Below are 20,506 nucleotides of genomic sequence, written 5' to 3'. Positions count from 1 at the left end.
GGGTGGAAGCTGATACAAAGCAGAAAATATATCCCCTCCCATGGCTTGTGAGCAATGAAGTATTAAAGTATAATACAAAACAATATACAAACAGGATTGGGGAGCAGAATAAATGAGCAGAGATGAGAGACAAAAACCCTGGGGTGATGGGGAGAGCTATAACCGTTACATAATTTCAGAACTGTCGTCTTTTCGAAAAGATGCCTGGAAAAGACAGATTGGGCAACATCTGGAAGGAAGAAAGGGATTAAGAATTTTAGATGCCGGCACTGGACCAGGATTTTTTGCTTGTATCCTTTCGGAGGAAGGACAGAAGGTAACTGCAATTGATTACTCTGACGCTATGATTGCCTGTGCCAGAGACAATGCCGGAAAACTGGGTGTTTCGGCAGAATTTAAAAAGATGGATCTTAATTTGCTGGAATTTGAGGATGAAGAATTTGATATGATTGTGACCAGAAATGTTACATGGACCCTGGAATATCCGCAAAAGGTCTACAGTGAGTGGAAGAGAATTTTAAAGAAGAATGGTCTGCTCCTGATCTATGATGCCAACTGGCATCTTCATTTTTTTGATGAAGACAGGCTGAAACGTGTCAGAGAGAGGGAAGAACGGTATTTTCGCAGATATGGGCACAAAGAGATTGTAGCAGTTGAAAATATGGAATTTTTTGCAGCAGCCCCTTTGACAAGTACGCAGCGTCCAAAATGGGACAAAGAGATTCTTGAAAACTATGGTATGAGTGTACAGATACAGGCTGATATTGGCGAAAATATTTATGAAGAATGGGAAAAAGATCTTTATGGAGAGTCTCCATTGTTCGAGATCTGTGCCAGAAAACTGTAATTAGGGAATTTATTAATTAACAAATGAAGGGAATAGAGAAAGGTGACGAAGAGGAAGACAACCGGGCGTTTATTGCAGATGATCATCGTATTGTTTGGAATCAGCTTTTTAACATTCTGCCTTATTTATCTTGCACCCGGTGATCCGGTTAAAGCAATGTATGCAGCCAATGGAAGCGTCCCCAGTGAAGAGGTGCTTAAGGCAATGCGGGAGAAGATGGGATTAAATGATCCATTTCTTATGCAGTATTTTAACTGGCTTTTTCATTGCCTGCATGGAGATTTTGGAACTTCTTACTCACTGAATAAACCGGTAGTAACTGTACTGTTACAGAGACTTTGGCCAACGTTAAAACTCACACTGTTTTCCCTTATTCTAATGCTTGCGGTTTCCGTCCCCTTTGGAGTACTTTCTGCTGTGAAGTGTAATAAGGCAGCGGATTATATTATCCGTGTTATTTCATTTGTTGGTATATCTTTGCCAGGCTTCTGGCTTGGAATTATGCTGATTTATATTGTTGCACTGAAGTTAAAGCTGCTGCCGGTCATATCTGCAGATACAGGGTTTAAGAAACTGATTCTGCCGGCTGTCACACTTGCGTTTTCCATGGCAGCAAAATATACCAGGCAGGTTCGTGCCGCTGTATTAGAAGAATTACATAAAGATTATGTTATAGGTGCGAGAACAAGAGGAATAAAGGAGCGTACAGTTCTCTGGGCACATGTTTTTCCCAATGCACTGCTTCCGTTAGTGACATTGCTTGGTTTATCATTTGGATCGCTTCTTGGGGGAACAGCGGTTGTAGAAGTGATCTTTTCTTATCCGGGATTAGGCAGTCTGGCTGTATCTGCAGTTGCAGCAAGAGATTATCCGTTGATTCAGGGCTATGTTCTCTGGACAGCTTTGATTTATATGGTGATCAATCTGGTTGTAGATGTCTCATACGAAATTTTGGATCCAAGGACAAAAGTGAGGTGATGGCTGTGGGAAAAATATTAATATTTTGTAAAAAACATAAGCAATTCACGGCCTTTTTTATTTTATCTCTGTTAGTTATTGCAGTTGCTGTTTTTGCTCCTTTTATTGCAACACATGATCCGTATGAAACAGTGATATCCAATGTGGAGCAGCGGCCTGATGCAAATCACTGGTTTGGAACGGATAAACTGGGACGAGATCTGTTCTCTCGTGTTATTTATGGGACGAGGACTTCCCTGGCATCGGCTGCGTTATTGGTATTCGTAACACTTGTGGCTGGTTCATTACTGGGCATTCTCGCAGGTTACTTCGGTGGGATGGCTGATGCTGTCATCATGAGAATTTCCGATATGATGATTTCATTTCCAGGACTGGTATTGGCCATTGCCATTGCAGGAATTCTCGGATCCAGTCTTATGAATGCAGTGATTGCAATCGTAGCAGTCAGCTGGACGAAGTACGCACGTCTAGCACGAAGTATGGTTTTGAGAATAAAAAATAAGGATTATGTGTCGGCAGCAGTACTCACTGGATCCAGGACCGGCTATATTCTAAGAAAATACATACTTAAGATGACAATGCCCATCCTGATTGTTACAGCAGCCACAGATATCGGCGCTATGATGCTTGAACTGGCTGCACTCTCTTTTCTGGGATTTGGAGCACAGCCCCCAACACCGGAATGGGGATTGATGTTAAATGAGGGCCGTGACTATTTGCAGAATTCTCCATGGATGATGTTTTTTCCCGGACTGGCTATATTTATAGTAGTGATTATCTTTAATCTGCTGGGGGATAGTCTGAGAGACATTCTTGATACGGGTAATAATTGAAGGCAGTCTGGCAGCTGGAGGAAGTAATGCTGAAAATACGAAATATTACGGTTCAATATAATAAGAAAGATAAACCAGCAGTGGAAGATTTCTCATTGAATATAAAGCAGGGAGAAATCTGCTGTCTGGTGGGGGAAAGCGGAAGCGGGAAAACTTCCGTTGTCCGGGCTGTGCAGGGAAATCTGCCAGGGCAGGGATGTGTTTCACAAGGAGACATTTTATTTGAGGGACAATCCCTTTTAAACTATACGGAGAATGAGTGGCGAAAGATTCGCGGAACTGAAATTTCAATGATCTTTCAGGATTCAGGAGCAATGATGAATCCGATACGGACAATTGGGTCTCAGTTCGTAGAATATATCCGCGCGCATGGAGTTTATACAAAAAGACAGGCATGGGTAAAAGGTGTGCAGATGCTTAAAAGCGTGAGGCTGCCGGATGGGGAGCAGATTATGAACAGCTATCCGTTCCAGCTTTCAGGCGGGATGAAACAGCGTGTTGGTATTGCATTCGCAATGTTTTTCCAACCAAAGCTGCTGCTGGCAGATGAGCCCACCAGTGCGCTTGATGTGACCACACAGGCACAGATAGTCCGCCAGATGATGAAACTGAGAGAAGATTATGGTACAAGCATTATTATGATAACGCATAACCTGGCTCTGGCAGCATATATGTGTGATCATATTGTGGTTATGAAGGACGGAAAAATAGCAGACAGTGGTGACAGGAATCATATTTTGCATAATTCTCAGGCTGAATATACAAAGGAGCTTTTGTCTGCTGTGCCGTCGTTAGGGGGCGGTTACTATGTATGAGCAGGAAAATCTGATTATAGAAGCGAAGCACGTCACAAAAAAATTCCAGCTTTCCAGGCGTGATATTCTTACTGCCTGTGATGATATCAGCCTTAAATTCTTTAAGAATCAGACCCTTGGAATCGTCGGAGAGAGCGGCTGTGGAAAAAGTACTTTTATGCGAATGGCAGTGGGGCTGGAAAAACCGGATTCCGGTGAAATATTCTTTCATGGGAAAAACATGCTGGAACTAAAAGGCGAGGAATTACGATTAAATCGCAGAAATATTCAAATGATATTTCAGGATCCATCGGAAGCATTTAATCCCAGAATGAAAGTGAAAGAAATAATATGCGAACCGCTTTTTAACTTCAGGTTAATAAATAGAAAACAAATGGATTTAAAAGCAAGGGACCTTCTTGAAATGGTAGACCTTCCAGCAGACTTAGCAGATCGTTACCCGCATGATATGAGTGGAGGACAGCGGCAGCGTGTAGGGATTGCAAGAGCCCTTGCACTGGAACCAGAAGTGATTATTTGTGATGAAATAACATCGGCACTTGATGTGTCTGTGCAGAAAACGATTGTGGAACTGCTTATAAATCTGCAGAACAAAAAACAGGTATCCATAGGCTTTATCAGTCACGATCTGGCATTGGTACAGCAATTTGCCCATCAGGTGGCAGTGATGTATCTGGGGAATATTGTGGAGATTATCAATGGGAACGAAGTCAGTGTAAATGCCAGACACCCGTATACACAGGCTTTGCTGGGTTCCATCTTTGATGTGCATATGGATTTTTCGAAGGAAATAGTGAGTATTGAAAGCGAAGTGCCCAGCTCTTTAAATGTACCGAAAGGATGCCCGTTCAGAAATCGATGCAATAATAGCAGAAAGATTTGCGAGGCAGAAAAGCCAAAGTTAAAAGAGATAGAACCTAATCACCTGGTAGCCTGCCATCAGTATGATTAACTTTACGGGAGGATGAATAATGAAAATTATAGTAAAAAAAATGATTGCAATTCTTTTATGTACATCTATGTGTGTTGGTCTGCTGTCCGGGTGCGGGCAGGACAGCAATGCAAAGACATCAGCTGGCACAGCAGAGGGAAAAAAGACGCTGGTGATCGGAAGCGGCCAGTCCGCCGGAACCTTAGACCCCATTCAGGCCTATAATGGTTGGTATTCGGTACGCTATGGCATATGTCAGACTCTGATAAAAATGAATGATGATTATTCCATATCCGGATGGCTTGCAGATGATGATTATTCAGCCAATGATGATAATACGGTATGGACGTTTACCATAAAGGACAAGGTGACATTTTCCAATGGAAATAAGCTGGATGCGCAGGCAGTGAAAGAATCTCTGGAGAATGTTTTTACAAACGGCGAAAGAGGTATCGAGTATTTTACTCCTGTTTCCATTGAAGCTGACGGTCAGAAACTGGTGATTACTACTAAAAAGCCGGAGCCAATTCTGCCCAACAAGCTGGCTGATCCACTATTTAGTATTCTTGATACTTCTGTTGATAACAGTAAAATCGCTGATAATGGCCCAATCGGAACCGGTCCATTTGTATGTGAATCTTTTGATTCTGCCACAAAGAAATGTGTGGTGGTTAAGAATGAAAATTACTGGAATGGAGAAGTGAAAACAGATCGGATTTTATTTATTTATTCCGAGGATCAGTCCACAATCAGCATGGGGCTTCAGTCAGGTGATTTCGATGCTGTATATAATGTAAGTATGAATGATATTGGCACTTTTGAAAAAAACAGTGACTATAAGATTAAAACAAACCCCAGCGGACGCACAACCATCGGTTTTATGAATCAGAACGGACAACTGGGTGATAAGGTGCTTCGTGAAGCAATTCTTCAAATGCAGGATAAAGAAGCTTACTGCAAAAATTTGCTGAAAAATCAGTATGTTCCAGGTAAAACACTGATCACTTCTGCATCCGATTATGGATATGACACTCTGACGGATCCCAATGCATACAATCCTGAAAATGCAAAGAAGTTACTGGAGAATGCAGGATATGCAGATACGGACGGTGATGGTTTCCTGGAAACGCCGGGTGGACAACCAATTAATCTTCGTTTTGTATATTATACCGGACGCCCGGAACAGCAGATCGTTGTCGAAGCAGCGCAGGCAGCAATGGCATCGGTGGGAATCAAAATTACGCCAGAGGTACACGATACTCAGACCGTTATGGACATGCAAAAGACTGGTGATTATGATCTCCTTTGTATGAGCATTAACATTATGAACTGCGGCGATCCGGAAAACCAGATCAATACCTATTTTAAAGCGGGCGGTACCTATAATGCAACTGGGTATCACAATGAGGAGTTTAATTCTCTTATGGATCAGGTACACGTGACTGCAGATCCCAAACTGAGAAAAGATCTGACGAAACAGGCAGAGCAGATACTTCTTAATGATGCTGCGGCGATTTATTTTTGTTATCCAATCATGAACTTTGTTATGAAGTATCAAGTTGATGGAATTAATTCCACCCCTGCAGATTTCTACTGGGTTGATGAAAATACATCTGCTAATGAATAACAGGCATTGGAGGAAAGATACATATGACTTATGGATATGAGAAAAGTTTAAATGAAAAAATTAAAGAAGAGGTAACGGACTACTGGACTTCACGTGCAGAGTCATTTAATGAACTGAAGATACAGGAACTGAATTCTGATATGCGGGGGAGGTGGCTTAATGAGCTTTTAAAGTATCTTCCTGACAGAAAAGGACTGAAAATACTTGATGTTGGTACAGGAACCGGATTTTTCTGCTTTCTGCTTGCGGCTGAAGGCCACGATCTGACTGGAATTGATCTCACTGAAAAAATGATTCTTGAAGCAGAGAAATCATCGGCAACTCTGGAGATACCTGCCAAATTTTATGTAATGGATGCAGAAAATCCGGATTTTGAAGATAATAGTTTCGATGCGATTGTTACCCGCAATGTTGCGTGGACATTGCCGGATCTTAAAAGAGCCTATGAAAAATGGTATAGCCTTTTGAAAAATGACGGTGTGCTAATTAATTTTGACGGGGATTACACCAGAGAGAAAGAACAGCAGAAATTGCTAGAAAATCATGCTCATGCTAAAATAACACAGGTACAATGGAGTGCTTATGAGCGTTTAAAGACTGAGCTTTGTCCTATCTCAAATCCAAGACCTGACTGGGATGTCCAGTTGCTGAAATCTGCGGGATTTAAGGAGATCATTCTTGACCAACAGGTAGGAGACAGAATTTATAGTGAAATAAATCAGTTTTATAATCCCACACCCATCTTTGCAATAGCAGCAAGAAAATGATGGCTGTGTATACTTGACCTGATGATGGTGTTGAGTTAATATGGTTTTAAATGTATAATATTATGAAACATGTCAGCAGGCAGGAGGATAAGATGTTCAGCCCAATTAAGAATACAAAGGTTTATGAACAGGTAATGGATCAAATCAAGGAAATGATTAAGAATGGAGTTTTAGAAAAAGGAGACAAGCTTCCTTCTGAGAGAGATTTAGTTGAAGAATTACAGGTGAGCAGAGCATCCATCAGAGAGGCTCTGCGTGCACTAGAAGTCATTGGGTTGATTGAGTGCAGACAGGGAGAAGGGAATTTCATCAAATCAAGCTTTCAGGATAATCTGTTCGAACCTTTATCAATTATGTATATGCTGGAAGGCACCAATCCTGGAGACATACTGGAGCTGAGAAAGATCATGGAAGTGGAAGCTGCCGGTCTGGCTGCAAAGAGAATAACGGATGAACAGTTAGCCGAACTAAAAGAAATTATGGAACGGTTTGAGAACTGCAAGGATGAGGAAATGAATGCAATGATCGATAAAGAACTGCATTATAAGATTGCAGAATGCTCGGAGAATGTATTAATATTTAATATTCTCAGAACTGTTTCACTTCTTATAGATGATTTCATTAAAGATGCCAGAAAGCTGATTATTGCAGATCAGGAAAACAAAAAGATGCTTTTATTACAGCATAAAGAGATCTATCTGGCGATTGAAATGCACAGCTCTGTAGCAGCGCGTAAAGCGATGCGGCAGCATCTGGATTATACGAACAAGTATAGTAAAATGATCTGATGGTCTAAGGAGAAAAATATGAAGGAGCTATACCGAGCAATTGCAGACTGCAATCCAAACAGAACGAACATGGTGGCAACTGTGTTAGATGGAGAAGCATTTGGCCAGAAGGCTTTGTTTTCTGACGATATTCTTATCTGTGAGACGAAAGAGTCCGGTTATTTTTCCAGGTACGGGGAAGAGGTACACAAAGCGGTCCGCGACAAGGACCAATGCAGAAAAGGTATGATTACCATTGATGGCAGCCGTATTTTCTGTGACTGGCTGGGACAGGACATTCATCTTGTAATCTGCGGTGCAGGCCATGTGTCGATTCCTGTGATACAGATTGGTCTGATGATGGGCTGTGAAGTTACAGTACTAGAAGACCGCCCCCAATTTGCGGACAATGCACGCAGAGCAGGAGCATCGCAGGTCATTTGCCAGCCATTTGACCAGGGTCTGAGCCAGGTGGAGGGCAGCAGCAATACGTATTTTATTATTGTAACCAGAGGCCACCGCTATGATCAGACGTGTCTGGAACTGATTGCCGGAAAAAAACATGCCTACATCGGTATGATAGGAAGCCGGCTGCGGGTGGCAAAGGTAAAGGAGGCCGCGTTGATGAATGGTTGTGAAAAGGCTGTTATCGATCAGGTATACAGTCCCATTGGACTGAACATCAACGCTGAGACTCCTGTCGAGATCGGTGTATCCATTATGGCGGAAATTATCGAAGTGAAAAATAAGAAGTTGCGTATGAGCGGATATTCAAAAGATATATTGCACAGGATTATGAATCCGGACGAAAAAACCGGACGAAACGTAATGGCAACAATTGTGGCAAGAAAGGGATCTGCTCCACGGGATGTGGGAACCAAGATGCTGGTAACGCCGGAAGGAAGATGCATGGGAACCATTGGCGGCGGATGTATGGAGTCAGAGGTTATGCAAAAAGCAATCCATATGCTGCACAGTGACGAGGAAAAGGCTATGCTTTGTCATGTAGATATGACCGGAGCGGAGGCAGAAGAGGAAGGCATGGTGTGCGGCGGAGTTATTGATGTATTATTAGAAATTGTTTGAAATATATAAATAGTTAGAAAAAGTCAGAACACATGTGATTATATTAGTAAAATTATCACATGTGTTCTCCTGTTTTTTTATGGATTAGAAAATGAATTTATTAAATTTTACTATTATTTTTAAAAATGTATAGATGTTTTTTTAAGAATGTGATATTATGGTCGCAAGTGGTCAGACCATTATACCAATAAGCAATGCGCATTCAATTTATAATTGTATGATTTGCCACACTATATTTAATACATAGAAAGAGAGGGATAGGAATGGATATTTTAGTCTGTATCAAGCAGGTTCCAGATACTTCGAAGGTTGAAGTGGATCCTGTAACTGGTGTTTTAAAGAGAGATGGTGTAGATTCAAAAATGAACCCTTATGACTTGTATGCTTTGGAAACCGCGCTGAAAATGAAGGAACAGCAGGGCGGATCTGTGAAGGTGATCAGTATGGGACCGCCACAGGCAAAAGAGGTTATTAAAGAAGCGTATATGATGGGAGCGGACGATGGAGCTTTAATAACGGACAGAAAGTTTGCAGGTGCAGATGTACTTGCTACATCATACACTATTTCTCAGGGTGTGAGAAAGATGGGGAATTTTGATCTTATCCTGTGCGGAAAGCAGACAACAGACGGTGATACCGCCCAGGTAGGACCGGAAATGGGAGAATATCTTGGAATCCCGCATATTACCAATGTTTTAAAGATTGTGGAATTAAAAGAAAAGTCAGTTATAGTGGAGATGGATATGCCAGATACCATTGAAGTGGCTGAAATTCAGTTTCCCTGTTTAATCACTGTTGAAAAAGATATTTTACAGCCAAGGCTGCCATCCTACAAGAGAAAGATAGAGGCAAAAGACAAAGAAATTAAAATCCTGACCATAAATGAATTTGAGGATACGGATGAAATGAAATATGGGTTAAACGGATCTCCCACACAGGTTGAGAGAATATTTCCTCCTTCAATCAACAACGACAGGGAAATATGGACTGGAACCGGCGATGAACTCAGTCTGCAAATGGCAGCAAAACTGAAAGAACTGAAATTTATATAAAGAAGGGCGGGAATTTTATGGGTAAATTAATATGTAACCAAGAGAACGTAAATGAGTCAAATATAGAAGAATTGTTAAAAGTCTGCCCTTTTGGAGCAATTGAATACACCGATGGCAAAGTACAGGTAAATGCAGGCTGTAAAATGTGTAAGATATGTGTGAAAAAGGGTCCTGCAGGAGTAATGGAATTTATTGAAACAGAGACAAAGAAGGTGGATAAAAGCCTGTGGAGGGGAATCGCTGTCTATGTTGACCACGTGGAAGGAGCCATTCATCCAGTGACAATGGAGCTGATCGGAAAAGCCAGAGAGCTTGCTGCAGTTGTTGATTTCCCAGTGTACTGCGTTTTTATTGGCCACAATATAGAGAAGAAAGCAGAAGAACTTCTGCACTACGGTGTAGATGAAGTATTTGTATATGATAATAAAGAATTGAAGGATTTCAGGATCGAAACTTACACGGCTGTTATGGAAAATTTTATAAATAAAATAAAACCATCATCCATACTTGTGGGTGCCACAACTACAGGAAGATCTCTTGCTCCCAGGGTGGCTGCCAGATTCAGAACTGGTTTAACTGCTGACTGCACCATACTGGAAATGAAGGAGAATACAGATCTTGTTCAGATAAGACCGGCTTTTGGCGGCAATATTATGGCTCAGATTATATGTCCCAATACAAGACCTCAGATGGCTACGGTCAGATATAAGATCATGAATGCACCGGAGAGACAGTGTGATTCAAAAGGAAAAATAACGGTATGTGAACTGGAAGAAGAAAAGTTAAAATCACAGATTGAGGTTTTAAAGGTGATAAAGAAAAAGGCAGAAGAAAACATATCAGATGCAGAAGTAATCATTGCAGCCGGCAGGGCCATAAAATCAGAAAAAGACATGGTCGTAGTGCAGGATCTGGCAGATGTGCTGCACGCTCAGATTGCAGGTACAAGACCTCTTGTGGAAGCAGGACTGATTCCGGCAAAGAAGCAGATTGGTCTTTCCGGAAGAACGGTGAAACCAAAGCTGATCATCGCGCTGGGAATATCCGGTGCTGTTCAGTTTGTCGCAGGGATGAATCACTCAGACCGCATTTTTGCAATTAATAAAGATGAAAATGCCCCAATCTTTCATACAGCACATTATGGTATCGTAGGAGATATCTATGAAATCGTACCGCAGCTGGTGAAAGAATTAAAGTGTGCTGGAGCGGAATGAAAATTACGAATCAAGGAGGGATTGAATGTGATGGATTATAAAAAAATTGATGCCGGAGATGTTGAATATCTGGTATCTGTACTAGGCAGGGACAGAGTGTTTACAGATGAAGAAATTAATGAGGATTTCAGTCACGATGAAATGGGCGGAATAAGCAGGAAGCCGGACGTATTAGTGGATGTTCTTACGGCGGAGGAAGTATCTAAGATCATGAAATACGCTTATGACAACAAGATTCCTGTTGTGGCCAGAGGATCAGGAACCGGTTTAGTTGGCGCATCCGTCCCGGTTTACGGCGGAATTATGATAAATATGTCTAAAATGAACCGGATACTGGAAATTGATGAAGAAAATCTGACCCTGACCCTGGAGCCTGGAGTTTTATTAATGGAGATCAGTGACTTTGTTGAAGAACATGATTTGTTCTATCCGCCTGATCCAGGTGAAAAATCAGCTACAATCGCCGGCAATATCAATACGAACGCAGGCGGAATGAGAGCAGTAAAATACGGAGTTACAAGAGATTACGTGAGAGGACTGGAAGTTGTTCTGCCAAACGGGGAAATTATTCAGGTCGGAGGTAAGGTGGTTAAAAACTCTACAGGCTACAGCATAAAAGACTTAATATGCGGATCAGAAGGAACACTTGGAATTGTAACAAAGGCCATTTTAAAACTGCTTCCGCTGCCTAAAAAGGCGATATCATTGTTAATTCCATTCCCCAGTCTGGATATGGCGATCAGTACTGTTCCTGAGATCGTAAAATCAAAAGCTGCTCCGACTGCCATAGAATTTATGCAGAGAGAAGTAATTCTGGCAGCCGAGGAATACTTAGGAAAGAAATTTCCTGATAATTCTTCAGATGCATATCTCTTACTTACATTTGACGGCAATTCCAGGGAAGAGATAGAAAAGGCATATGAAAAGGTAGCAGATATTTGTCTGAAGGAAGGTGCCTCCGATGTATTTATCGTTGATACAGATGAAAGAAAAGAATCTGTCTGGTCTGCAAGAGGGGCGTTTCTGGAGGCGGTTAAAGCATCGACAACTGACATGGATGAATGTGATGTTGTAGTTCCCAGAAATAAAATCGCTGAATTTATTAAATATACGGATGAACTTCAAAGAAAATTCCAGATCCGGATCCGAAGCTTTGGCCATGCAGGAGATGGAAATCTGCATCTGTATGTGTTAAAGGATGAACTGACCGAGGAGGCCTGGAAGAAAAAGCTGGCGGAAGTTTTTGAAGCAATGTACAGCAAATCAAGGGAGCTGAGTGGTCTGGTGTCCGGAGAACACGGGATTGGTTTTGCGAAAAAAACGTATATGCTGGAGCAATACAGTAAGGAATATGTGGAGCTGATGAAAAATATAAAATTGGCTTTTGATTGTAAGAATATTTTAAACCCAGGTAAAATTTTTCAGTAAGAGGGAAACTTATGGCCAAAATAAACATACCATATTCAGATAAGTTATTAGAAGTTGTCATTCCAGATCATAATCTTGCTGCAATATTGGAATCAAAAGCACATACATATCAGGCAAAATGCAGTCAGGCGGAGATCGTAAACAAGGCACTGAATGATCCAACAGGAAGCGCCTGTCTGGAAGAACTGGTACGGAATAAGAAAAATATGGTGATCATAACCAGTGATCACACAAGGCCGGTGCCAAGCAATGTGACTATGCCGATTCTGCTTAAGAGAATCAGAAAGGCGAATCCGGAAATAGACATTAAAATATTAATAGCTACCGGTTTTCACAGACCTGAAACCATGGAAGAAATGATCCGGAAGTTTGGACATGAAATTGTAGAAAATGAAGTGATCATAAACCATATGTCGGAGGATGAAAACAGCGTTATAAGAGCAGGAACTCTTCCATCCGGAGGAGAACTGTGGCTGAATAAGCTGGCTATGGAAACTGAGCTGTTAATCTCAGAAGGATTTATAGAACCTCATTTCTTTGCCGGATTTTCGGGAGGAAGAAAAAGTGTCCTTCCAGGTGTTGCATCAGCGAAAACAGTAATGGCGAACCATTGTTCTGAATTTATAGCCAGTGAGTATGCAAGGACAGGAGTGATCGCGAATAATCCTATTCACAGGGATATGCTTTATGCAGCCAGACAGGCAAAATTGGCATTCATACTGAATGTTGTTATTGACAGTGATAAACACATTATCAATGCCTTTGCCGGTGACAGCCAGCTGGCACACGAAAAGGGGTGTAACTTTGTCATGGAACTTGCTTCGGTAAAAGGCGTAAAAGCTGATATCGCAATTACCTCTAATGGAGGATACCCTCTGGATCAGAATATATATCAGTCTGTTAAGGGTATGACTGCTGCAGAGGCAGTCTGCAGGGAAGGCGGGGTCATTATCATGGTGTCTGCCTGCAATGACGGACATGGCGGAAGATCCTTTTATGAAACCATGGCGAATGCTGCAAGTCCGGACGAAGTACTGGAACGCATCATGATGACAGGGCGGACGGAAACAATCCCGGATCAATGGGAAATTCAGATACTTGCCCGGATCCTTCAAAAGCATACCGTTATACTCGTTTCCGATATGTGTGACCCGGAAATAATAAAGAGAATGCACATGCAGCATGCATATACCTTTGACGAAGCCCTGCAGAGAGCCTTTCAAATAAAAGGGGCTGATGCAAAAATAACAGTTATACCTGACGGAGTGGGTGTCATAGTGAAATAAAGATTAGAAAGGAGTTCCCTGGGAGCTCCTTTTTATGAATTTAAACGAAAATTACAAAATGCTATTGCATTAGGAACAAACGTTCTTTATACTGGAGATGTATCACTGAATTTTGTATTTGATTCTACATTTATGGTATATTATAGAAAGACGGTAATTATAAAGAAAGGAGTAAATCATATGTCGGGATTATATAATGAAAATCTTATTTATGGAAATTTAGTCAACGGCCAGTGGACACAATCAGATTCAGGAAATGTCATCACCATAACATCACCTGCAGACGGTTCTTTTGTGGGTAAGATACAGGCGGTCAGCAAAGAGGAAGTGGATGAAATCATCCGGTATTCCAAAGAGGGGCAATCCTCCTGGGCTGCAGTGCCGATATACGAAAAAGCAAGCATCCTCTATCGGGCAGCTGAGCTTTTGGAAGAGAGGGCGGAGGAGATATCGGATATTCTCATGATGGAGATAGCAAAGGATAAGAAATCCTCAGTATCAGAAGTAAAAAGAACCGTAGATTTTCTTCGTTTTACTGCTGATGCAGGCAAGAGTATGGAAGGGGTCGCTGTTAGCGGGGAGAATTTCCCAGGCGGCTCCCGCAATAAGATGTCCTACGTAAAAAGAGTTCCGCTCGGTACCGTATTATCAATATCGCCCTTTAACTATCCCATTAATTTATCGGCCTCTAAGATTGCACCCGCATTAATCGGCGGCAATGCAGTGATTTTAAAACCCGCCACACAGGGAGCAATCAGTGCACTTCACTTAGTAAAGGCCCTCCAGGATGCGGGGCTGCCGAAGGGTGTGCTGCAGACTGTTACCGGAAAGGGAAGTGAGATCGGTGATTATATTGTAACACACGAAGGGATTGATTTTATTAACTTTACAGGCAGTACGGAGGTTGGCAGGCATATATCTAAGGTCTCCTGTATGACCCCCTTATTGCTGGAACTGGGCGGCAAGGATGCGGCTCTTGTTCTGGAAGATGCAGATTTGGAATATGCTGCAGATAATATTGTGCAGGGTGCATTTTCCTATTCCGGTCAGCGCTGTACTGCGGTTAAGCGCATTATTACCACAGATCAGGTGGCGGACCAACTGGTAACGATGCTGAAATCAAGAATTGAAAAATTATCCGTGGGAGATCCCAGAAAATCATCAGTAGTTACTCCTTTGATCGATCAGAAAGCGGCTGACTTTGCCGGATATTTAATTCAGGATGCCATTGCAAAGGGCGCGGAGCTGGTCATTGGAAACAAGAGAGAAGAGAACCTGGTCTATCCAACATTACTGGATAAAGTAACTGTGGATATGGAGATAGCATGGAAAGAGCCTTTTTCACCCATTCTTCCCATCCTCCGCGTAAAGGATATGGATGAAGCGGTAGAAATCGCCAACCGGTCTGAATATGGACTGCAGTCCTCTGTATTTACCAAAGACATTAATAAAGCATTTCTTATTGCTGAGAAATTAGAAGTGGGAACCGTTCAGATCAATAATAAAACAGAACGAGGTCCGGATCATTTTCCGTTTCTGGGAGTGAAAGCTTCCGGAATGGGCACTCAGGGAGTCAGATACTCCATAGAGGCAATGACAAGACCAAAAGCAGTTACCATTAATATTACAGAATAGTATGTAATAAAGCCTGCCCGGTTGATTCGGGCAGGCTTTTTCAGATTTTATGGGTATAGGTCAGCTTTCGTCCTCTGACTGGCTGTCAGCTTTTGTTTTATGGGTGGTGCCCCATTCATAATGTGGGGGTGCGTAGACGGAAGTCATTTTAAGGGGTTGATTGCCAATGTTAACAATATTATGCCAAATGCCTGCGGGAACAAAGATTCCATAATTATCGAAAACCAGATACTGGGAATCCATGGAAAGTTTTGAGGTTCCCAGCTGAACCAGCCCCAGGCCTTCCTCAACTCGTATATACTGATCCAGATCAGGATGGACTTCCAAACCAACGGTCCGTTTAACGGGTATGTTCATAAGTGTGATCTGAAGATAGTCACCGGTCCAGAGTACAGAGCGAAAATTGTCGTTTTGCTCAGCTGCTTTCTGAACATCAATGATAAAGGGGTTTGGACCGAAATCGGATGGAAATTCAGGCAGATCCGTCATTTCCGAATCAAATTCAATTTTGTCATTATAGTTATCATACATAGCTTCATTCACCGGAGATTATATTTTCTATTAGTATATGAGCAAGGCATCGATGGTGATATTATTTCTTGGTGACATTTATAAAAAAAATGAATGTATATGCAAAAGGTTTGTAATTACGCGAGCATCCTTTTGACAAAATACGCCATTATATGATATTGTTGTCTATATTCATTATTAATTACAGGAGGCTTTATTCTATGGCGGGTACAAGAGTTGTTATAGTTGATGATTCTCCCTTCTCAATCGCTTTCATCAAAGGAATTCTGGAAAGAAACGGTCTTGAAGTGGTTGGAGAAGCAGGAACTCTGGAAGAAGTAAAAAAGGTGATACAGGATACAAAGCCTCAGCTTGTGACGATGGACATGACACTGCCTGGAACCGATGGATTGGAGTGTACACGTGCAATTCATGAAATTGACAGAAGTATTAAAGTTATTGTCATTAGTTCCATGATGGATGATGAAATTGTAAAGGAAGCAAAAGAAAATAAGGTTTCCGCTTATGTGCAAAAGCCAGTTGATGAAGAGGAACTGATGACTGCAGTAAACCGTGTCATGGCTTCGGAAGAACTGTATCACTTTTTATCAAGTGAGTATATTAAGATTTTTAAAGAAGCACTTCTTGACGGTACCAACAAATTAACGAAAACCCTCATCCAATATAAGGATGAACATATCTGCAATGAGGAGTTTGAGTCAAAAGGATTATCTGTGATTGTTGGTATTATTGGTAAGTTTTCCGGCAGAATGCTGATTGATGTAAAGATGGAAACCGCTTATAAGCTGACAGCTTCCATAATGAAAAGAGAGGCAGCAGGCAACGATGAAGTGCTTGCAGTGCTTGGCGAGTTTACCAACATTGTATCTGGCAATGCCTGCTCAATTATAAACAGAATGAATAAAGCCTATGGGCTCAGGGTTGCGCCTCCCACAATTATGCACGGAGAGAGTGTACATATTACCGCTCCTGGATATACGACAACGAACATACTGGCAGAGTCGGAATTTGGAGATATTCTGCTTAATATTGGATTTCAAAGGGGTGATGATCATTGGATGTAAAATACATAAATCCATTTATTGAAGCATTTCTTACCGTTATGCCACAGCTGGGATTTGAAAAAGTTGAAAAAACCAATTTAAGCCTGAAAGATTCCAATCTGGCTTATACCGGAGTTATTATGACTGTTGGCATAGTAGGAGAAATAAAGGGAAATGTAGTCTATTATCTGGATCTTGAGAATGCAAAAAAGGTAGCATCTACCATGATGATGGGGATGCCGGTAGATGAATTCAATGAGATGGCTCAGAGTGCTATTTCCGAATTGGCGAATATGCTCACGGCGAATGCTGCAACATTTTTTGCTAATATTGGAATTACAGTTGACATCTCAACACCTACCTTGCTCTATGGAGATCAGGTATCAGTGAAGATGAATTCCAGCCAGATACTTTGTATTCAGTTATTGGCAGACGCTATTCCATTTGATATTAATATCGCGTTTAGTTAAAGAACAGGCCTGTGAATGTGGGAGAACCCGGATTCGCAGGCCTGTTTTAATTCTCAGGTGAAAGCTTCTATTTGTTTAAAAAGATGGTACATATCAATCGAACCATATCCCCATATATTATTGGGATAAAAGTAAGCGTTATCCCGGTTAGCCCATCGAATTATCATACGGTTTGCCTTGACTCCTGTTATAGAGGTATGGTTTCCTCTTATAAACCCCCATTCCATGATCATTGCAGCCACGCCGGCAGCATGAGCGGCAGCCGCTCCGGTACCTGTAAATGTGCCGAATCGATTATCAGGGAGAGCACAGGGGATTTTATACCCGGGAGCTGCCACATCCGGGATAATTTCACCAAAGCGGGTAAAGCCTCTTCCCGATTCCCCAAGAATCTGGTTATTCAATTGGTTATATGCAGCAATGGTTAGGGGTACACGTGCATCTCCCGGTGAAGCAATTGTTGTGTTAGGGTCAGATTGATAAAAGTAAGTATTCGGAGAAATAAGGTTTCCGGATGGGAGCCAGCAATGATAGGAGAAAGGTTCATTTCCCTCGCTTTTAACCTGACAGTGCCAGATCCCAGGACAGGGATTGTCAAAACGCACCAGGATCACCTGGTCGCCAGTGGAGCCTTCCAGAAAGATGTTATTAATCCAGATTGTGCTCTGCCCGCAGGCCAGGCTGAATTTCTGGCAGGTATTTATGGAGGTAAAGGGGCTGCTTACAATTTCACAGTCAGGGGAATAAAGCTCAATTGTAATCCGGCCTGCAGGAAATGGCCAGATTTCCATGGAGAACATACGGTCATCATTTCCGATTCTCAGATCAAACTCATTGCCAAAGGGAGGGGTATAGGAATAGGCATAGTAATGTCTCTTTTTTTCTGCCTCATTCCCTGCAGCTGTTACAACGCCGACGCGGGGCCGCCTGACGATCTGGTCCAGATAGGAATTTAAGGGTCCGCACCCATCATGTCCTCCCTGACTGCTGCCTAAGCAGATACAGATAATCAGGGGACGGTTTAACTGTTCTGCAACGCCCAGGAGATAACGGATTCCAAGCATAATATCAGACTCCTGGTAGCAAAGAGCGTGTTCTGGAATAAAGTATATCTGCTTTAAATTATTTTTTGCTTCTTTCAGCTTTACAACAGCTAATTTGCTCTGAGGAACAATGCCTGTAAATGAATGTTTCTCATCCCGGCCTCCTGCTATTATACTGGCAATGGCAGTGCCGTGGCCATTGGTATCTGACTCGGGTACAATATTCATGGGAAGAGGAGATTGTAAAGCAGTATTAATATGATTCTTTGTATATTCGGAGCCAAATTCAAACCCTTCCGGAGGTTTTCCGGTCTGGTCAGTCTGGTCCCAGATCGAGAGTATACGTGTAGAACGATCATGATTCTGAAAAACAGGGTGGCTATAGTCGATGCCCGTATCTATTAAACCAATCACAACTCCCAGCCCCATATAATTAAAAACAGGCAGTTCGTCAGGGGAGAGATGACCTGGATTATCTGTACATATGGTAGAAGTCAAAGTAAAAACAGCGGGAAAATCTTCGTATGGGTGCAGACCTAAATCGCAGGCCTGCTTATTTTGTTTCCCCAAATGGATCAGTGAATATTCTCCATTTAATTTTGTAATGTTTTCTAAGATGTTGCAAGGAGGGATCAGTGAATTGCTGATAATAAAGTCATAATAATCATTATCCAGTATTTTCTTCATGACAGGCCTGCCTTTTATACACAGTATATAACCATTTTATGCTGGTAAAGCGGGCAAATACCTGACAAATAGTGGAATCAGGAAAAAAACAAAAATATTTGATTGCAGAAACGTTTTAGTGAAGAAAATGATCTTGACAAATAGTCAGTACTGAGTATAATGAACCTATGATATTACTCAGTACTGACTAAAAAGGAGCGGATGAATATGATACCATTGTATATACTTGGAATTTTACTGCGGTTTGGACCGCAGCACGGCTATCAGATTAAAAAAATCATGGAACAACAGCTGGAGGATTTTACTAAAATAAAGCTTCCAACTGTATATTATCACTTAGAGAAGATGGAAGCCTCCGGCATTCTGACAGCAATCAGAGACCGGCAAAGCGCCAGACCTGAAAAAACTGTGTATTATTTGGGAGAGACCGGTGCAGAAAAATTTAAAGAGTTGTTAAAGCAGACTTTAGATATGCATTATCGTCCTGTTTTTGATGCGGATGCTGCGTTCTATTTTTCCGAATATCTGAGTCCGGCAGATTTTATACAGAGTCTGACTCTTCATATCACCAGGCTGGAAACAATTCTTAAAAAAATTGAAGATCACCAGACAGAGATTCATCAGATTGTGCCTGAGAATATGAGAGCTTATGCTGATATCATATTTAATCATCATGTGATGCATTACAGAACCGAATTAAACTGGGCGGAAGAATCACTAAGAGTGATCAGAAAGAAAGGAGCAGGCTATGACAGCAGCGAGAGTTATTGAAACAAATGAGGGGATTCAAAGTGAATTGACAGCAGAGATATTTGATGAATTTGCAAAGGGAATGAGGGATAAAGGCTGGAACGGGGTGGCTGAGATGATTGCCTCTGGAATTTACGGAGGGGATATTCTGGAGATTGGCCCCGGGCCAGGATATGTGGGTTTGGAACTGGCTAAAAGAGTGAAGCTTAACTCATTTACCGGTTGCGAGATCAGCCCGGCCATGATTCAAATTGCAGAGAAAAATGCCCGGGAATATGGGATTGAAGCCTGTTATGTAGAGGGAAATGGTATGAATATGCCTTTCTCAGACAATGCATTTGATTGTGTGATATCAAATGGATCTCTCCACGAATGGGAAAGTCCGGTTCTGGTTTTTAATGAGATTTACCGGGTTCTTCGTCCGGGAGGAAGGTATTGCATTACGGATATGAGAAGAGATATTGGCTTTTTTAAGCAATCGATGATATATCTCAGTACAAAACCAAAAGAAATCAGACCTGGATTCCTTTCCTCTTTGCATGCGGCTTATACGAAGGGAGAGATGCAGGAACTTTTAAGGAACAGCAGACTTTGTGATGGTATGGTAAAAGAAGATTTTATGGGATTAAGTATTACAGGGGAAATAAAAAAATATTGACAAAGCAGATAGATTAATATATATTGAGTATATACTCAATGAGTAGGTGGTCAATAAA

20 protein-coding genes are annotated in these 20,506 nt (G+C 41.7%); 18 read left to right on the top strand and 2 right to left on the bottom strand.

The genetic code is table 11. The features are described 5' to 3' along the window. Positions 1-112: 112 nt before the first annotated feature. The 14 genes from RZO55_RS23790 to RZO55_RS23725 all read left to right on the top strand — a co-directional run bounded on the left by RZO55_RS23790 (position 113) and on the right by RZO55_RS23725 (position 15,266). Positions 113-847, top strand: coding sequence for a class I SAM-dependent methyltransferase (locus tag RZO55_RS23790; protein WP_318066734.1), 735 nt, complete (start codon positions 113-115; stop codon positions 845-847). Positions 848-889: 42 nt separating this feature from the next. Continuing rightward, positions 890-1,825: a nickel ABC transporter permease gene (gene nikB / locus RZO55_RS23785; RefSeq protein ID WP_439100081.1), complete on the top strand. Its 936-nt coding sequence runs from the start codon at positions 890-892 to the stop codon at positions 1,823-1,825. A 5-nt stretch (positions 1,826-1,830) separates the two neighbouring features. Beyond that, on the top strand, positions 1,831-2,658 hold the full coding sequence (gene nikC / locus RZO55_RS23780; protein ID WP_336624359.1) for a nickel transporter permease: 828 nt from the start codon (positions 1,831-1,833) through the stop codon (positions 2,656-2,658). A gap of 26 nt (positions 2,659-2,684) precedes the next feature. Beyond that, positions 2,685-3,473 carry an ABC transporter ATP-binding protein gene (locus RZO55_RS23775; protein ID WP_318066732.1) on the top strand — a complete coding sequence of 263 codons (789 nt, stop codon included), beginning with the start codon at positions 2,685-2,687 and terminating at the stop codon, positions 3,471-3,473. Beyond that, positions 3,466-4,425 (top strand): ABC transporter ATP-binding protein, encoded by a 960-nt coding sequence (locus tag RZO55_RS23770; RefSeq protein WP_318066731.1) that lies wholly within the window; start codon positions 3,466-3,468, stop codon positions 4,423-4,425. The genes RZO55_RS23775 and RZO55_RS23770 overlap by 8 nt, the downstream gene beginning before the upstream one ends. A gap of 19 nt (positions 4,426-4,444) precedes the next feature. Further along, positions 4,445-6,031 (top strand): ABC transporter substrate-binding protein, encoded by a 1,587-nt coding sequence (locus RZO55_RS23765; protein ID WP_318066730.1) that lies wholly within the window; start codon positions 4,445-4,447, stop codon positions 6,029-6,031. 23 nt (positions 6,032-6,054) lie between these two features. Continuing rightward, positions 6,055-6,798 (top strand): class I SAM-dependent methyltransferase, encoded by a 744-nt coding sequence (locus tag RZO55_RS23760; protein ID WP_318066729.1) that lies wholly within the window; start codon positions 6,055-6,057, stop codon positions 6,796-6,798. A 92-nt stretch (positions 6,799-6,890) separates the two neighbouring features. After that, positions 6,891-7,586, top strand: a complete 696-nt coding sequence (locus RZO55_RS23755; RefSeq protein ID WP_318066728.1) for a FadR/GntR family transcriptional regulator — start codon at positions 6,891-6,893, stop codon at positions 7,584-7,586. 18 nt (positions 7,587-7,604) lie between these two features. Beyond that, positions 7,605-8,651: an XdhC family protein gene (locus RZO55_RS23750; RefSeq protein ID WP_318066727.1), complete on the top strand. Its 1,047-nt coding sequence runs from the start codon at positions 7,605-7,607 to the stop codon at positions 8,649-8,651. A 263-nt stretch (positions 8,652-8,914) separates the two neighbouring features. Continuing rightward, complete coding sequence (locus RZO55_RS23745) at positions 8,915-9,703, top strand: electron transfer flavoprotein subunit beta/FixA family protein (protein ID WP_318066726.1); 789 nt, start codon at positions 8,915-8,917, stop codon at positions 9,701-9,703. A 17-nt stretch (positions 9,704-9,720) separates the two neighbouring features. Then, a complete protein-coding gene (locus tag RZO55_RS23740) occupies positions 9,721-10,917 on the top strand; it encodes an electron transfer flavoprotein subunit alpha (protein ID WP_318066725.1) in 1,197 nt (398 codons plus the stop codon). 30 nt (positions 10,918-10,947) lie between these two features. Further along, on the top strand, positions 10,948-12,345 hold the full coding sequence (locus RZO55_RS23735; protein WP_318066724.1) for an FAD-binding oxidoreductase: 1,398 nt from the start codon (positions 10,948-10,950) through the stop codon (positions 12,343-12,345). Positions 12,346-12,356: 11 nt separating this feature from the next. After that, entirely contained in the window at positions 12,357-13,631 is a 1,275-nt protein-coding gene (gene larA, locus RZO55_RS23730) for a nickel-dependent lactate racemase (RefSeq protein WP_318066723.1), read from the top strand. A gap of 180 nt (positions 13,632-13,811) precedes the next feature. Continuing rightward, the gene (locus RZO55_RS23725) at positions 13,812-15,266 is read left to right on the top strand and encodes an NADP-dependent glyceraldehyde-3-phosphate dehydrogenase (RefSeq protein WP_318066722.1); all 1,455 of its coding nucleotides are present in this window, start codon (positions 13,812-13,814) and stop codon (positions 15,264-15,266) included. Between the two features lie 60 nt (positions 15,267-15,326). On the opposite strand, the gene RZO55_RS23720 is transcribed toward RZO55_RS23725, so the two are convergent. After that, positions 15,327-15,797, bottom strand: coding sequence for a cupin domain-containing protein (locus tag RZO55_RS23720; protein ID WP_318066721.1), 471 nt, complete (start codon positions 15,795-15,797; stop codon positions 15,327-15,329). Between the two features lie 200 nt (positions 15,798-15,997). Here RZO55_RS23720 and RZO55_RS23715 point away from each other — a divergent pair, with 200 nt between their 5' ends. Further along, positions 15,998-16,861 (top strand): response regulator, encoded by an 864-nt coding sequence (locus RZO55_RS23715; RefSeq protein WP_318066720.1) that lies wholly within the window; start codon positions 15,998-16,000, stop codon positions 16,859-16,861. Then, positions 16,852-17,310, top strand: coding sequence for a chemotaxis protein CheX (locus RZO55_RS23710; protein WP_318066719.1), 459 nt, complete (start codon positions 16,852-16,854; stop codon positions 17,308-17,310). Before RZO55_RS23715 ends, RZO55_RS23710 begins: the two co-directional genes overlap by 10 nt. A 53-nt stretch (positions 17,311-17,363) precedes the next feature. Here the strand turns inward: RZO55_RS23710 and RZO55_RS23705 are convergent, their stop codons facing one another. Next, entirely contained in the window at positions 17,364-19,040 is a 1,677-nt protein-coding gene (locus RZO55_RS23705) for a S8 family peptidase (RefSeq protein WP_318066718.1), read from the bottom strand. Positions 19,041-19,247: 207 nt separating this feature from the next. Between RZO55_RS23705 and RZO55_RS23700 the strand changes: the two genes are divergently transcribed. After that, positions 19,248-19,811: a PadR family transcriptional regulator gene (locus tag RZO55_RS23700; RefSeq protein WP_318066717.1), complete on the top strand. Its 564-nt coding sequence runs from the start codon at positions 19,248-19,250 to the stop codon at positions 19,809-19,811. Beyond that, a complete protein-coding gene (locus tag RZO55_RS23695) occupies positions 19,789-20,448 on the top strand; it encodes a class I SAM-dependent methyltransferase (protein ID WP_318066716.1) in 660 nt (219 codons plus the stop codon). Before RZO55_RS23700 ends, RZO55_RS23695 begins: the two co-directional genes overlap by 23 nt. The last annotated feature ends 58 nt before the right edge of the window (positions 20,449-20,506 follow it).

Source organism: Clostridium boliviensis (assembly GCF_033342255.1).
GTDB lineage: Bacteria > Bacillota > Clostridia > Lachnospirales > Lachnospiraceae > Lacrimispora > Lacrimispora boliviensis.
This window is presented reverse-complemented; position numbering and strand designations above follow the sequence as displayed.

What these genes read in the sequence shown, in the direction of transcription:
- RZO55_RS23790 (WP_318066734.1), top strand. Translation starts at nt 113, where the DNA reads ATGAGCAGAGATGAGAGACAAAAACCCTGGGGTGATGGGGAGAGCTAT.
- RZO55_RS23775 (WP_318066732.1), top strand. Translation starts at nt 2,685, where the DNA reads ATGCTGAAAATACGAAATATTACGGTTCAATATAATAAGAAAGATAAA.
- RZO55_RS23770 (WP_318066731.1), top strand. Translation starts at nt 3,466, where the DNA reads ATGTATGAGCAGGAAAATCTGATTATAGAAGCGAAGCACGTCACAAAA.
- RZO55_RS23765 (WP_318066730.1), top strand. Translation starts at nt 4,445, where the DNA reads ATGAAAATTATAGTAAAAAAAATGATTGCAATTCTTTTATGTACATCT.
- RZO55_RS23760 (WP_318066729.1), top strand. Translation starts at nt 6,055, where the DNA reads ATGACTTATGGATATGAGAAAAGTTTAAATGAAAAAATTAAAGAAGAG.
- RZO55_RS23755 (WP_318066728.1), top strand. Translation starts at nt 6,891, where the DNA reads ATGTTCAGCCCAATTAAGAATACAAAGGTTTATGAACAGGTAATGGAT.
- RZO55_RS23750 (WP_318066727.1), top strand. Translation starts at nt 7,605, where the DNA reads ATGAAGGAGCTATACCGAGCAATTGCAGACTGCAATCCAAACAGAACG.
- RZO55_RS23745 (WP_318066726.1), top strand. Translation starts at nt 8,915, where the DNA reads ATGGATATTTTAGTCTGTATCAAGCAGGTTCCAGATACTTCGAAGGTT.
- RZO55_RS23740 (WP_318066725.1), top strand. Translation starts at nt 9,721, where the DNA reads ATGGGTAAATTAATATGTAACCAAGAGAACGTAAATGAGTCAAATATA.
- RZO55_RS23735 (WP_318066724.1), top strand. Translation starts at nt 10,948, where the DNA reads ATGGATTATAAAAAAATTGATGCCGGAGATGTTGAATATCTGGTATCT.
- larA (WP_318066723.1), top strand. Translation starts at nt 12,357, where the DNA reads ATGGCCAAAATAAACATACCATATTCAGATAAGTTATTAGAAGTTGTC.
- RZO55_RS23725 (WP_318066722.1), top strand. Translation starts at nt 13,812, where the DNA reads ATGTCGGGATTATATAATGAAAATCTTATTTATGGAAATTTAGTCAAC.
- RZO55_RS23720 (WP_318066721.1), bottom strand. Translation starts at nt 15,797, where the DNA reads ATGTATGATAACTATAATGACAAAATTGAATTTGATTCGGAAATGACG.
- RZO55_RS23715 (WP_318066720.1), top strand. Translation starts at nt 15,998, where the DNA reads ATGGCGGGTACAAGAGTTGTTATAGTTGATGATTCTCCCTTCTCAATC.
- RZO55_RS23705 (WP_318066718.1), bottom strand. Translation starts at nt 19,040, where the DNA reads ATGAAGAAAATACTGGATAATGATTATTATGACTTTATTATCAGCAAT.
- RZO55_RS23700 (WP_318066717.1), top strand. Translation starts at nt 19,248, where the DNA reads ATGATACCATTGTATATACTTGGAATTTTACTGCGGTTTGGACCGCAG.
- RZO55_RS23695 (WP_318066716.1), top strand. Translation starts at nt 19,789, where the DNA reads ATGACAGCAGCGAGAGTTATTGAAACAAATGAGGGGATTCAAAGTGAA.